Annotated in this window: 14 protein-coding genes; 12 read left to right on the forward strand and 2 right to left on the reverse strand. The window is 33.0% G+C overall.

Going from position 1 to position 14,359, the window contains the following annotated elements:
- Positions 1–38 precede the first annotated feature (38 nt).
- The 9 genes from U5A88_RS10685 (at position 39) to U5A88_RS10725 (ending at position 7,990) form a co-directional block, all read left to right on the forward strand.
- Positions 39–1,646, forward strand: a complete 1,608-nt coding sequence (locus U5A88_RS10685; RefSeq protein WP_354206279.1) for a CTP synthase — start codon at positions 39–41, stop codon at positions 1,644–1,646.
- Positions 1,647–1,668: 22 nt separating this feature from the next.
- Complete coding sequence (locus U5A88_RS10690) at positions 1,669–2,157, forward strand: DUF6452 family protein (RefSeq protein ID WP_354206280.1); 489 nt, start codon at positions 1,669–1,671, stop codon at positions 2,155–2,157.
- The gene (locus U5A88_RS10695; RefSeq protein ID WP_354206282.1) at positions 2,123–2,833 is read left to right on the forward strand and encodes a DUF6048 family protein; all 711 of its coding nucleotides are present in this window, start codon (positions 2,123–2,125) and stop codon (positions 2,831–2,833) included. Before U5A88_RS10690 ends, U5A88_RS10695 begins: the two co-directional genes overlap by 35 nt.
- A 38-nt stretch (positions 2,834–2,871) precedes the next feature.
- Positions 2,872–3,822, forward strand: a complete 951-nt coding sequence (locus U5A88_RS10700) for an isopenicillin N synthase family dioxygenase (RefSeq protein ID WP_354206284.1) — start codon at positions 2,872–2,874, stop codon at positions 3,820–3,822.
- Between the two features lie 14 nt (positions 3,823–3,836).
- Positions 3,837–4,163, forward strand: a complete 327-nt coding sequence (locus U5A88_RS10705; RefSeq protein ID WP_354206286.1) for a translation initiation factor — start codon at positions 3,837–3,839, stop codon at positions 4,161–4,163.
- 52 nt (positions 4,164–4,215) lie between these two features.
- Positions 4,216–5,127 (forward strand): nucleoside phosphorylase, encoded by a 912-nt coding sequence (locus U5A88_RS10710; RefSeq protein ID WP_354206288.1) that lies wholly within the window; start codon positions 4,216–4,218, stop codon positions 5,125–5,127.
- Complete coding sequence (locus tag U5A88_RS10715; RefSeq protein WP_354206290.1) at positions 5,115–5,981, forward strand: substrate-binding domain-containing protein; 867 nt, start codon at positions 5,115–5,117, stop codon at positions 5,979–5,981. Before U5A88_RS10710 ends, U5A88_RS10715 begins: the two co-directional genes overlap by 13 nt.
- Before the next feature lie 405 nt (positions 5,982–6,386).
- Positions 6,387–7,265 (forward strand): TolB family protein, encoded by an 879-nt coding sequence (locus U5A88_RS10720; protein WP_354206292.1) that lies wholly within the window; start codon positions 6,387–6,389, stop codon positions 7,263–7,265.
- A gap of 89 nt (positions 7,266–7,354) precedes the next feature.
- Entirely contained in the window at positions 7,355–7,990 is a 636-nt protein-coding gene (locus U5A88_RS10725) for a peptidylprolyl isomerase (RefSeq protein WP_354206294.1), read from the forward strand.
- Between the two features lie 236 nt (positions 7,991–8,226).
- Here U5A88_RS10725 and guaB read toward each other — a convergent pair whose 3' ends face one another.
- Positions 8,227–9,699, reverse strand: coding sequence for an IMP dehydrogenase (gene guaB, locus U5A88_RS10730; RefSeq protein WP_354206296.1), 1,473 nt, complete (start codon positions 9,697–9,699; stop codon positions 8,227–8,229).
- Positions 9,700–9,800: 101 nt separating this feature from the next.
- On the reverse strand, positions 9,801–10,466 hold the full coding sequence (locus U5A88_RS10735) for a uracil-DNA glycosylase (protein WP_354206298.1): 666 nt from the start codon (positions 10,464–10,466) through the stop codon (positions 9,801–9,803).
- Positions 10,467–10,684: 218 nt separating this feature from the next.
- Here U5A88_RS10735 and U5A88_RS10740 point away from each other — a divergent pair, with 218 nt between their 5' ends.
- The 3 genes from U5A88_RS10740 (at position 10,685) to U5A88_RS10750 (ending at position 14,353) form a co-directional block, all read left to right on the forward strand.
- On the forward strand, positions 10,685–12,892 hold the full coding sequence (locus U5A88_RS10740; RefSeq protein ID WP_354206300.1) for an endonuclease MutS2: 2,208 nt from the start codon (positions 10,685–10,687) through the stop codon (positions 12,890–12,892).
- An 81-nt stretch (positions 12,893–12,973) separates the two neighbouring features.
- Positions 12,974–13,792, forward strand: a complete 819-nt coding sequence (locus U5A88_RS10745; RefSeq protein ID WP_354206302.1) for an OmpA family protein — start codon at positions 12,974–12,976, stop codon at positions 13,790–13,792.
- A 24-nt stretch (positions 13,793–13,816) separates the two neighbouring features.
- On the forward strand, positions 13,817–14,353 hold the full coding sequence (locus U5A88_RS10750) for a hypothetical protein (RefSeq protein WP_354206304.1): 537 nt from the start codon (positions 13,817–13,819) through the stop codon (positions 14,351–14,353).
- Positions 14,354–14,359 lie beyond the last annotated feature (6 nt).

The following is a 14,359-nucleotide window of genomic DNA, read 5'->3' on the forward strand; positions in this document are numbered from 1 at the left end:
CATTTAGAGTTTGTACTTTTGACAAAACCAAATAGTACATGAGCAATACCAAATATGTTTTCGTAACGGGAGGCGTAACATCATCGTTGGGAAAAGGGATAATAGCCGCATCATTGGCAAAATTGTTGCAAGAAAGAGGCTACTCGGTAACCATACAAAAATTGGATCCGTATATAAACATTGACCCTGGAACATTAAATCCTTATGAACATGGCGAATGTTATGTTACAAATGATGGAGCCGAAACCGATCTAGATTTAGGACATTACGAAAGGTTTTTAAATATCCCTACCTCACAGGCCAATAATGTTACAACAGGTAGAATTTACCAATCGGTTATAGACAAGGAACGCCGTGGTGATTTCTTAGGTAAAACCGTACAGGTTATACCTCATATTACCGATGAAATTAAATCTAGAATTCAAATATTAGGAAATACCGGTGAATATGATATTATAATTACTGAAATTGGTGGTACTGTTGGTGATATTGAATCATTACCTTATATTGAAGCTGTACGTCAATTAGAATGGGAACTTGGCGATAATAATGCTGTGGTAATCCATTTAACTTTAGTTCCTTACTTATCTGCTGCGGGCGAATTGAAAACAAAACCTACGCAACACTCGGTAAAAATGTTAATGCAGAGTGGTATAAATCCTGATATTTTAGTATGCAGAACAGAGCACCATCTTTCTGAAGATATTAAAAGAAAATTAGCTCTTTTTTGTAATGTCAAACAAGAAGATGTAATAGAGTCAATTGATGCTAAAACTATATATGATGTACCTGTGTTCATGTCTAAAGAAGGGCTGGATAATGTAGTATTAAAAAAATTAAAGCTCTCTACAGATACACCACCAAACCTAAATCAATGGAATGAGTTTTTGCGTAAACATAAAAACCCAAAGCATACCGTTGAAATTGGTTTAGTAGGTAAATACGTTGAATTGCAGGATGCTTATAAATCAATATCTGAAGCTTTTATCCATGCAGGTTCTTCTCAAGAAATCAATGTGAATTTGCATTGGATTCATTCTGAAAGTCTTACTACAGAGAATGCCGCTCAAAAATTAAAAGGACTAGATGGTGTTTTAGTAGCACCTGGTTTTGGACTTAGAGGAGTTGAAGGAAAAATAAAAGCAATACAATACATAAGGGAAAATAATATTCCATTTTTAGGAATCTGTTTAGGCATGCAAATGGCTGTTATTGAATTTGCAAGAAATGTCTTAGGATTAGAAAATGCTAATTCTACTGAAATGGATAAAGAAACACCCCATCCTGTTATCGATTTAATGGAAGAACAAAAAAACATTTCTAATATGGGTGGTACCATGCGTTTAGGGGCGTGGGATTGTAAATTAGAAAAAGACACCAAAGTTTATGACGCCTACAAAACTGAAATGATAAGTGAACGTCACCGACATCGTTATGAATTTAATAATGATTATCTGGATGAAATTACTAAAGCTGGCATGATAATTTCAGGTGTTAATCCAGAAACAAAACTGGTTGAAACTATTGAAATACCAAACCATCCTTATTTTGTAGGTGTACAATATCATCCAGAATATAAAAGTACCGTTTTAAACCCACACCCATTATTTGTGGCTTTTGTAAAAGCATGTTTAGAGGTAAACTAATTTTAGTACAAAATCAATAGATATGAAAAGAAGCATAACATTTTTGCTCATAGTATTGACTATTATTATTGTGCTTTCAAGTTGTGAACGTGATGAAATTTGTATCGACCCGATTACTCCAAAATTAGTTATTACGTTTTATGATGTTGATGAATCCGAAACAAAAAAATCGGTAAACAACTTAGCTATTGAAATTCTAGATATAAATAAAAGTCTAGACACTATAGGAACTGATTCTATAGGAATTCCTTTAAATGTTTATGAAATAAAAACCACAATCGTATTAACTACTGATAGTAAAGATAACAACCTAATCAATAGAGACACTATCCGTGTAAATTATGAGGCAGAAGATGTATTTGTAGGCAGGTCATGTGGTTATAAATCCATTTTTAAAAATGTTAGTATTAACAGAGATTTTAATGATACCGATAAATGGATAAACAGTTTGGTTGTAAATCAAACCGAAATTGAAAATGAAACCGAAGCACATGTTACAATACTGCATTAACATACTGTTTTTACTTTGGGTTACGATTTCTTTTTCGCAAGGCATCGGCTCTGAACAAAAAGACACTATCTACTTGAATAAGTATGGGTTACGTGTAGGTGCAGATTTGTATAATCCTATTCATACGGCTTTTGATAATACTAGGAAAGGATTAGAAATTGTTGGTGATTATAGAATTTCTAAGAAATACTTTGTCGCTGCAGAGTTAGGCTATATGGACAATACTACCGATGAAGATTTTATCAATTTTACAACTAATGGTACTTACATTAAATTGGGTGTTGACTATAATGCTTACGAAAACTGGTTAGATATGGAAAACATGATTTACGTAGGTTTTCGTTACGGGTTCAGTACTTTTAGCCAGACCTTAAACTCATTCACTATAAATAATGATGTGTTTTATGACGACTTAAGAACTGTTGAAGAAGGGCAAAAGTTTAATGGCTTAAATGCCCAGTGGGGCGAGATAGTTTTGGGTGTAAAAGCAGAACTGTTTAACAATATCTATTTAGGATTTAGCTTTAGCGGAAAAAAAATAATCAGCTCAAAACAACCAGATAATTTTAAAAACTTATTTGTTCCAGGGTTTAATCGTGTGTTTTTAAATAATTCAGGATTTGGATTTAATTACACACTTTCCTACTTAATTCCGCTTTATAAAAAGGCGAAATAATAATTTTTATTTATTTTTACTACTCTAAAAAATATGTTATGCAAAATATACCAAGCGTAGATTTATCAGATTTCTTATCCAATAATCCAAAAAGAAAACAAAAATTTGTTGATGAAATTGGTAAAGCATATGAAGATATAGGCTTTGTTGCATTAAAAGGGCATTTTTTAAGCGACAGCTTGGTTGATGACTTATACGGTGAAATTAAAAAATTCTTCGCTCTTCCAACAGAAACTAAACGCAAGTATGAAATTGAAGGTATTGGTGGCCAACGTGGTTATGTTTCTTTTGGTAAGGAAAGTGCTAAAGGGAAAAAGGAAGGTGACTTAAAAGAGTTTTGGCATTTTGGCCAATATGTTGAAGACAATCCTAAATTGAAAGAAGAATACCCAGATAATGTATCCGTCAACGAATTACCTGAATTTAATAACGTTGGTAAGGAAACCTACAAAATGTTGGAGAAAACTGGTGTTTTTGTGCTAAGGGCATTGGCTCTATTCTTAGACTTAGATGAACATTATTTTGATGATTATGTTAAAAATGGCAATAGTATTTTAAGACCCATACATTACCCACCAATTACCAGTGAGCCCAAAGATGCAGTTAGAGCTGCAGCCCACGGTGACATTAATTTAATTACGCTGTTAATGGGAGCCCAAGGCCGTGGTTTACAAGTACAGAATCATAAAGGCGAGTGGTTAGATGCCATTGCTGAATCTGATGAATTGGTTATCAATGTTGGCGATATGCTCTCACGACATTCCAATAACCGGTTAAAATCCACCATACACCGTGTGGTAAATCCACCAAGGGAAAAATGGGGAACCTCACGCTATTCTATTCCGTTTTTTATGCATCCAATCAGTGAAATGCCATTAAACTGTCTAGAAAATTGCATTGACGATGAGCACCCTAAATTGTATGAAGATATTACTGCTGGTGAGTTTTTAAATGAACGTTTGATTGAATTAGGATTGATAAAAAAGTAGTAAGTATAAATTGCATGGATTTACAAGATCAATTAAAAAATTTATTTCCAGATCATAAACCTGAAAAAGTAGAAAAACCAAAAGAAAAAAGTGATATTTGGCTACAAGACGATCTCATTATTTGCAAATATGAAAAACGCAAAGGGAAGCCTATTACCATTTTAGAAGGTTATACTGGTGCAACCTCAGATTTTAAAAAACTGGCTAAAGAAATTAAAACTAAATTTAGTGTTGGCGGTAGTTTTAAAGATGATAAAATTATTATTCAAGGTGACCTAAGAGATAAGATTATGGAACTTTTAAAACAAAAAGGCTTTGCTGTGAAACGTGTAGGAGGTTAAATCAGTAAACAGTCTACAAAAATTATAAATACAATAGTTAAAACTTCTAAGATTGAACGTGAAATCTAAAACTGCAAACCCTAAGCCAATACCTCCCTCTGAGCTAATTTTAAATAAAGATGGTAGCGTATATCACCTTAACCTAAAACCTAAAAACATTGCTAATACAATCATTTTTGTTGGTGACCAGGATCGAGTTGCTAAAGTTGCCAAACATTTTGATACCATCACTTTTCAAACTCAAAAGCGAGAATTTAAAACTATCACAGGAGTTTATAAAGGGAAAAAATTATCTGTAATTTCGACTGGTATTGGTCCTGACAATATTGACATTGTACTCAATGAATTGGATGCTTTGGTAAATATTAACCTAAAAACCAGAACGATAAAAAAAGAGCATCTAAAACTTTCTATTGTACGTATTGGCACTTCTGGATCGTTACAGAGACATATTCCCGTAGATAGTTTTGTATTATCAACCTATGGATTAGGAATGGATGGTACTCTACATGCTTATGATTGTGAACATATTCTTGAAAATGACATTGAAGATGCTTTTATAAAACATACCAATTGGAGTAAAAGAAAAGCCAGACCCTATATTGTTAAAGGGAGTGCTACTTTAGAAAAAATAATATCAAGTAACACAACTTTTAATGGTTTTACAGCAACTGCAAATGGTTTTTATGGCCCACAGGGCAGGGTGCTCAGGTTAAAACTACAAGATCAAGAATTAAACTCAAAAATTGATAATTTTACATATAAAGACCTAAAAATAACCAATCTTGAAATGGAAACTGCGGCTATATATGGCTTGGCAAAATTATTAGGCCATGAAGCCCTCTCCATGAACGCCATTATTGCCAATAGAGCAAATGGCACTTTTAGCGAGAATCCAGCTGAAACGATTGAAAACCTAATTAAGTACACCCTAAATAAGTTAATTAAATTATGCAAAAAATAACCATTGGTGGTGTGCCGGAACATTTTAATTTACCTTGGCATTTGGCCATAGAAAATCACAAATTCAAAAATAAAGGTATTGATTTGCAATGGAAAGAATTTCCAGGTGGTACAGGTGCAATGTGTTCTGCTTTACGTGATGGGAGTATTGATGCTGCCGTTATTTTAACCGAAGGCATCATTAAAGATATTATAGCAGGCAATCCCAGTAAAATTGTAAAAGTGTATGTTAATTCTCCCTTATTATGGGGCATTCACGTTGCAAAAAGTTCTAATTTTTACTCCGTGGCAGCTCTTGAAAACGCTAGAATTGCAATTAGTAGGTACGGGTCAGGTTCACATTTAATGGCAAAAGTAAATGCAGTAAAGCAAGGTTTTAATATTGACCAATTAGAATATGTCCCAATTAAAAATTTGGATGGAGGTGTAAACGCACTAACCAATAGTAATGCCGATTATTTTATGTGGGAACATTTTATGACCAAACCCTATGTTGATAATGGTACTTTTAGAAGAATTGATAATATTGAAACTCCCTGGCCTTGTTTTGTAATTGCAGTTCGTAATAGTACATTAGAAGATGAATCAGAAGCTATAAAAACAATTATTAAAGTAATTAACAAACAACTCGACTATTTTGAAAACGCTCTGGAAAACGAGCAATTAATTAGGCTATTTTCTAAACGTTATCAACTTCAAATAGAGGATGTTAAAACATGGTTATCCTTGACAAAATGGAATAGAAAAAAAACTATTTCATCTAAATTAATTAATAGTATTCAAAATAAATTGACTGACTATGACGTTATTAAGGAGACAGTACCTGAAAAGGTATTAATTAAAAAAATGTTTTAATTTAGTTTAGTAACAACCAACGAATCTAGGTTATTTTTTAAAATAACCGCAAAGTGCAATCAACCAACCAATCTTTAAGTCATTTTAATATTAGTATTGAAATGACTTTTTTTATATATCATTGTTTCTATTTATAAATTGAAGACTTAAACAAATTAAAAGAACTAACGGTAAAATTTATTTATATAATTTCCGTTTTATTTTGGCAAAGTTATTGTAATCTAAAAAAATAAAACAAATACTGTTAAGGATTGGTAGGAAAATAACAATTTTGAAATCGCGAATCAATTCAAATTATATCTATATTTGTTGAACCCATTTTCTAAACTAAACGACTTATTTAAAATCAATAATCTTGTATTTCTTTTTTAATACAAACTAAAAAGAAATATCTATAGATAAAATATGAGTAAAAAAATAAAAATACTTTGTTTGTTGTTTGCATTTGCCAACTATGGTTTCAGCCAAACCGATACAGAAATCTATTTATTTGATTTTGTTCAAGGTGACAGCATTATTGTGCTTGATAACCCTGTAAATATTTCTGACAATAAAGGATATGATAACCAGCCTTCTTTTTTAAATGATGGTTCTGGCGTTTTATATTCCTCAACACGCAATGGGCAAACAGATATTGCACTTTATGATATAGAGAATAATGTAAATGTATGGCTGACGGAAACTGACGCCAGCGAGTACTCTCCTATTCAAACCCCTGATAAAAAATATTTTACGGCTATTAGATTAGAAAAAGATGGTAGTCAACTGCTTTGGAATTACAAATTCAATGGCAAAAAACAAGAAGTACTAATTGAGAATTTACGTGTGGGTTACCATGTCTGGATTTCTAAAAAAATGTTGGCTTCTTTTGTAATAGGTGATCCTTCTTCTTTAGAAGTTTCAAATCTAAAATATAAGATAAAGTACCCTATTGATAAAAATATTGGCAGATCTATCTTAAAAATACCCAATACAGAACTGTTAAGTATTATTAGCTTAGAACATGAAGATCCAGAAATTTATTCTATAGATCCGATAAACAGTGATAAAGAATATATTGCAGACCCCCTAGAAGGTGCACAAGATTTAGCTTGGACACCAGACGGAACTATGATTATGGGTAAAGGTGATAAATTATATAAATTAAAACCTGGTACCGATAAAACTTGGGTAGAATTTGCCTCATTATCAACCTATGGATTAAACGGTATTACAAGATTGGCTATCAGCCCTTTTGGAAATAAACTGGCTGTAGTAGTTGATGAAGCCGAAGCCTCTGAATAAAACCCTAACTACTTTAAACTGTTCATTTATCAACTATTCAAGAGAATTTTAATAAGTTTGCGGATAACTTTTTAACTAAAATTCTACTGATGAGATTATTTGTTTATACAGCTTTAATACTACTACTAATTGTACCAAGTGCCTGTGGCAAAAAAATAGTAAAGGACAAATGGCTAAAAAAGGAAGCACCCGCTGTATTTAAGGCACGTTTTGAAACCACAAAAGGTAATTTTGATATTGAAGCTCATCGCGAATGGTCACCTAAAGCCGTAGATAGATTATATCAACTGATTTCCACTGATTTTTATACCGATATTGCTTTGTATAGAGTTGTTCCTAATTTTGTGGTACAGTTCGGCATCCATGATAACGCCGATTTAAATAAAGCTTGGAGCAGTTATAAGGTACCAGACGAAGCTGTCAAAAAAAGTAATGCTGAAGGGACTATAGCATTTGCCAGAGGCGGAAAGGAAACTAGAGACACTCAGTTATTTATTAACTTAAAAAACAATGCTAGATTAGATTCTATATTTTATAGCGGAGTTACTGGATTTCCGGTAATTGCAGAAGTTACAAACGGAATGGATGTGGTAAAATCCTTTTATGATGTTTATGGAGAAAAACCTGGAAGAAAGCAGGACTCTATTCAAAAATCTGGTAATTCTTATTTAAAATCTACTTTTCCTAAATTAGATTATATAAAAAAAGCGTATATTGTCAAATAATTGTTTGCTAAAACAAACCCTTACAAAAATATCTTTAAAGTCTAGGCACGTTATAAAAGAACATTCCGCAGCTAAGAAAATTGTAAAATTTTCATAAAACTACGGAATGGGAATTAAATGCAATAAAATAACGTGCCTTCTTTAATAAAAGTATAATTTACTTCAAAAGGTTTTGTTATTTTACACTTTTTGTACTAAAATTCCCGTTTTTTGACTTTTTCGTAGAATATATGGTCTTATCGTCTTGAATAATTAGGGGATTCCTTGGTAATCATCACATCATGTGGATGGCTTTCGTTAATACCTGAAGCAGTAATTTTAACAAATTTTCCAGTAGTTTTTAGTGTCTCGATATCTTTAGCTCCACAATACCCCATCCCCGCTCGTAATCCACCAATAAATTGATGAATGCTTTCAAACAAATCACCTTTATAGGGTACACGACCTACAATTCCCTCGGGTACCAGCTTTTTAATATCATCTTCAACATCCTGAAAATAACGATCTTTACTTCCTTGCTTCATAGCTTCAACAGAACCCATACCTCGATAGGATTTAAACTTTCTACCTTCATAAATAATCGTTTCACCTGGAGACTCTTTTGTTCCCGCTAATAATGAACCTAACATAACCGTATCTGCACCAGCGGCAATCGCTTTAGGAATATCTCCCGTATAACGGATTCCACCATCCGCAATTACAGGTACGCCGCTTCCTTTTATAGCTTCGGCAACATCTAAAACAGCTGAAAATTGTGGAAAACCAACTCCAGCCACTACTCTTGTAGTACAAATAGAACCGGGCCCAATACCAACTTTAACAGCATCAGCACCAGCTTCTACCAAATATTTTGCAGCTTCGGGTGTTGCAATATTACCAACCACAACATCTATATCTCTAAATCTCTTTTTAATCTCTTTTAGTACAGTAACCACACCTTTGGTATGACCATGAGCGGTATCAATAATAAGAGCATCTACCCCTGCATTTATCAGTGCCTCAGCCCTATCAATAGCATCAGGTGTTACACCTATTGCCGCTGCTACACGCAACCTTCCATAGTTATCTTTGTTAGCAATAGGTTTCTGTGTTACTTTAGTTATATCTCTGAAAGTAATTAAGCCTTCTAATTTGTTTCCTTCTACAATTAAAAGCTTTTCAATTTTGTTTTGTTGTAATATTTTTTCAGCATCCTTTAAAGAAGTTCCTACTGGTGCAGTTACTAGATTTTCACTAGTCATAACTTCTACGATGGGTCTATCATTTTGATGCTCAAAGCGTAAATCTCTGTTGGTAACAATTCCTTTAAGCATTCCGTTATCATCTACAATAGGAATACCACCAATGCTATGCTCTCGCATATTATTTTTTGCATCAATTACTGTTGCGGTTAAAGGTAAAGTTACCGGATCTATAATCATTCCACTTTCGGCACGCTTCACTTTACGTACTTTGATGGCTTGTTGCTCTAAAGTCATATTTTTATGAAGTACCCCTATGCCTCCTTCGCGTGCCATGGCAATTGCCATTCTACTTTCGGTTACCGTATCCATAGCGGCGGACACAATTGGGACATTTATAGTAATATTTCTAGTGAATTTTGACTGTATATTTACTTCACGTGGTAGTACTTCTGAAAAGGCTGGGACTAAAAGGACGTCGTCATAGGTTAAACCTTCACCAACGATTTTTGAATTTTGAATACTCATGTGCAATTAAAATTAGATAACAATTAATTGCACGCGAATTTACAATTATTAATTGATTTGCTCTGTTAAAAACTTTATTAATTCTAGTAAATCCATAAAAATTACCAATTAATAATTTGCAAACCTTTATTTTTTAAAAAAGAATTGGTTTTACTAAAGTGATTATTACCAAACCAATAACCACGATTTGCACTTAACGGAGAAGGATGACCACTAGTTAAGATATGGTGTTTGCTTTTAGCAATTAATCTTGTTTTTTTCTTGGCAAAGCCACCCCATAATAAAAAAACAACATTTTCTTTTTGCTCCGAAATTTGTGAAATAACAGCATCTGTAAAAGTCTCCCAACCTTTATTTTGGTGCGAAGCTGCTTGATGGGCTCTAACAGTTAATGTTGCATTTAATAATAAAACACCTTGTTTAGCCCAACGCTCTAAATTGCCGTTTGGGGGAATTGCTAAACCCAAATCTGTTTCAATTTCCTTGAAGATATTTTGTAGTGATGGCGGTATTTGTATGTTTTCTTTTACAGAAAAACATAAACCATTAGCCTGCCCTACGCCATGATAGGGATCTTGACCAATAATTACCACTTTTAAATCGTGAAATGAACAATACTCAAAAGCTGCAAAAATGTCTTTTCCTTTAGGGTAGCACGTAAATTGTTTGTATTCAGATTTTACAAAAGAAACCAAGTTTTTAAAATACTCGGAATTAAATTCTTGCTCTAAAACTGGTTTCCAACTTTCAGCTATTTTTACATTCATACATTCAGTGTTAGACTATTTTTTAGTTACTTTTGTTTAGAACTGATTTAAACTTTTCACGTTTAAGCGAAAATTAGATCTTTTTTGACCAATTGAAGACTTTTTTGAGTTGCATAGCAGAGCTAAGTAAAGAAAAAAAGGCAAAAAGTGGGCGAAAAAGAATAATTTTTTTAGCAAATGGAAAAAGTTTAAATCAGTTCTTTACCAAAAATACAATTTTGAGCAGTAAAATTACCCATAAAACACTTAAAGATTTAGAGTTTGACGTTGTGTTGAACAGCATTGCAGCTTATTGTCATTCCGATTTAGGAAGGAAGACGGTATTGGAAATTACACCTATTCAAAATAAGTTAAAATTAACCGACCAATTACAACAAACAAACGAGTATTTAGCCTCATTTGAAAATGAAAACAGAATACCAAACCATCAGTTTGATGAAATTACAAAAGAAATTCATTTATTAGGTATAGAAAATAGTTTTTTAGAGCCTAATGCATTTCAGAAAATTGCTAAAATATCTGAATCCGTTATTGAATTACGCTCCTTTTTTAAAAAATTTGCTGAATATTTTCCTACACTTTTTGGAGCTTCACAAAAAATTGAGGACACAAAAATAATCCATGAGAGCATTCATAAAATAATCAATCGCTTTGGAGAAGTATCGGACGATGCCAGTAATGAACTCAAAAGTATTCGTAAAGAAATAAGCAAAGCAAAAGGTGAAATTGGTAATAGTTTTACCAAAGCTTTAAACCACTATGCTGCTAGTGATTATTTAGATGAAATTAGGGAATCTGTAATTGACAATCAACGGGTTTTGGCTGTGCAAGCCATGCATAGAAAAAAGGTAAAAGGTGCGTTGCTCGGTAATTCCAAAACTGGAAGTATTGTATATATTGCTCCTGAAGCAACTTTAAAGCTGAATAGAAAGTTACAGGATTTAATTTATGAGGAACAGCAAGAGGTAGTTCGAATTTTAAAACTACTAACCAACCAAATTAGACCTTATAATGGCGTGTTAGAATATTATCAAAATTACCTTAGTCATTTAGATGTGGTTGCGGCCAAGGCCAATTACGCACAAAAAATAGATGGACTACTTCCAAAAATTTCTAATGAAAAAAAGGTATTATTGAGAAATGCCTATCATCCTATACTATTAGAAAGTAACACAAAAAAGAATATCGACACTGTTCCTCAGACCTTAGAGCTTAATCAAAATCAACAAATTATTGTTATTTCGGGTCCCAACGCAGGCGGAAAAAGTATTACACTTAAAACGATAGGTCTATTGCAGGTTATGATGCAGTCGGCAATCCTAATTCCCGTTCACGAACGTAGTGAGGTGTATTTTTTCGATACCATCTTAACCGACATAGGTGACAATCAATCTATTGAAAATCAAATGAGTACTTATAGCTATCGCTTAAAAAACATGCGTAACTTCTTACGTAAGTGTAATGAAAATACATTGTTTTTAATTGATGAATTTGGTACAGGAAGTGACCCAGAATTGGGCGGTGCACTGGCCGAAATATTCTTAGAGGAATTTTACAATAAGAATGCCTTTGGTGTAATTACCACACATTACTCCAATTTAAAAGTGTTGGCCAATGAGCTGGAAAACGTTACCAATGCCAATATGCAATTTGACGAGAGAACATTAGAACCGTTATTTAAATTATTTATCGGCCAAGCCGGAAGCTCTTTTACGTTTGAAGTGGCTCAAAAAAATGGTATTCCGTTCCGTTTAATAAACAGGGCAAAAAAGAAAGTAGAAAGAGGTAAAATACGATTAGACAAAACAATATCTAAACTTCAAAAAGAGCGTAATAAATTACAAAGAACTTCAGAAAACTTAGAAAAAGAGCAAAACAGGGCAAAAACTCATACCGAGAATCTTTCCGAAAAAGAACAAAAAATTCAACAAAAACTGGAAAGTTTCCAAGAACTATATGATAATAACCAAAAAATGTTATCCATTGGCAGAAAAGTAAATGAAATGAGCAATAGATATTTTCAGACCAACAACAAGAAAAAACTACTTGCTGATTTCATGAAATGGATTTTAATTGAAAAAACTAAATATACCAAATTAAATAAGCCACAGAAAAAGACCAAAGTTCAGAAAAAAAAGGAAGTTGAGGCTAAAAAAACAATCGAGAAGAAGCTAAACGAAACAAAAAATGAAGTGTTAGTTGAAGTAAAAAAGATTAGAAAAAAGAAAGCGGCAATTGAAAAAAAGGAAGAGAAAGCAAAAGCAGATTACAAATTTAAAATTAATGACAGGGTAAGGTTACCCGATGGAAAATCAGTTGGTACTATCGATAAAATTGAAAAAAATATTGCTACCATCAACTACGGATTATTCACCACAAAAACAAATACCAATCAATTAGAGTTGGTTGAAGCTGCTAAAAAATAAAGCTATCTTGTTCAAAATTATACTCTTATAAAATTTTTGCTTACTTTTAACAAAACTAAATATTAACTAAAACTACATAACATGAAGAAATTTTTAGCATTATTGCTATTTCTTTTGTTTATTATTTTGGCATGGTTTAGCTGGAAATGGTACAAAGAAACCATGCTCTGTTGCGATAACGCTGTGCAAGTTGAAACAAAAGAAAATGTAACACCAGTGGTTGATGAGGTCAAATACGGCCCATTAGTCTATAATTGGAATTCTGACAAGCCAATAACAAATGACCTTTGGCCCAACAAGAAAAATGTAATACAATCAGCTGATGCTGAAGGTAAAATTTTAAGAATAGTTGGCCCATATTATAAAGACGAAACCAACAACACTTCCTTTAAAAATATTGGTTTAGCAAGGGCTAATGCTGTAAGAGAAATACTATCTGATTCCATTCCAATGGAAAGAATGGAAATTGACAGTAAATTGATTTCCAATGCTAAAGATGCTAAAACAGCTCCTTTTGGTGGTACTATTCTAGATTGGAAAGTAAGAAATGATAACATTAAGGAAATTGATAATAAAACGTTAATCTATTTCCCTTATAACTCTGCTAAAAAGCTGGAGAATGAAAACATTAACAATTACTTGAAAGATGTGGCCGAAAACCTTAAAGGAAATAAAAAAACAATAACGTTGACAGGACATACCGACAATAAAGGCAGACCTGGATATAACATGAGGCTAGGCTTGATAAGAGCCAAAGAAATAAAAAAGATTCTGGTAAAATTAGGAGTTGAAGATAACCGGATCTCTGTTGGAACAGAAGGTGAAAACAACCCTATCACATCAAACGATACCGAAGAAGGTAGGCAGAAAAACCGAAGGGTAGAGTTAGAAATTAAATAAATCAACAATTAAAAAAATAAAATTATGTTAGCATTACAAATAAATACTACAGCATGCGATGGTTCAGATATGTTTTGGCCATGGTTTTTATGGCTATTAGGAGCTTTTATATTAGGGTTACTTTTAGGTTGGTTACTATCAAAACTTTTCGGTGATGATAATGATACAATAGACTATTCAGCTAAAATAAAAAGCTTGGAAGCAGATTTAGCAGCTTGCCGTAAAGAAAAAAGTACACTGGCAGCAAGTGCGGCAGCCACTACTGCCTCATTAGCTGCAGCCGTAGTCCCTACTAAGGAGGATGATTCTGTTAAGGATGACTTGACCAAAGTAGAAGGTATTGGTCCAAAGATCAAAGGTTTACTAAATGACGATGGAATATGGAGCTTTGTACAATTGTCTGAAGCCGAAGTTAGTAGATTACAAAAGATTTTAGATAATGCTGGACCGCGTTATAGGGTTCACAATCCTAAAACTTGGCCAGCCCAATCTAAAATGGCCGCAGAAGGCAAATGGAAAGAACTTGAAAAATGGCAAGATGAATTAAAAGGAGGGTTGTAAAATTAA

It is taken from the genome of Aureibaculum sp. 2308TA14-22 (assembly GCF_040538665.1).
In the GTDB taxonomy this organism is placed as follows: Bacteria; Bacteroidota; Bacteroidia; order Flavobacteriales; family Flavobacteriaceae; genus Aureibaculum.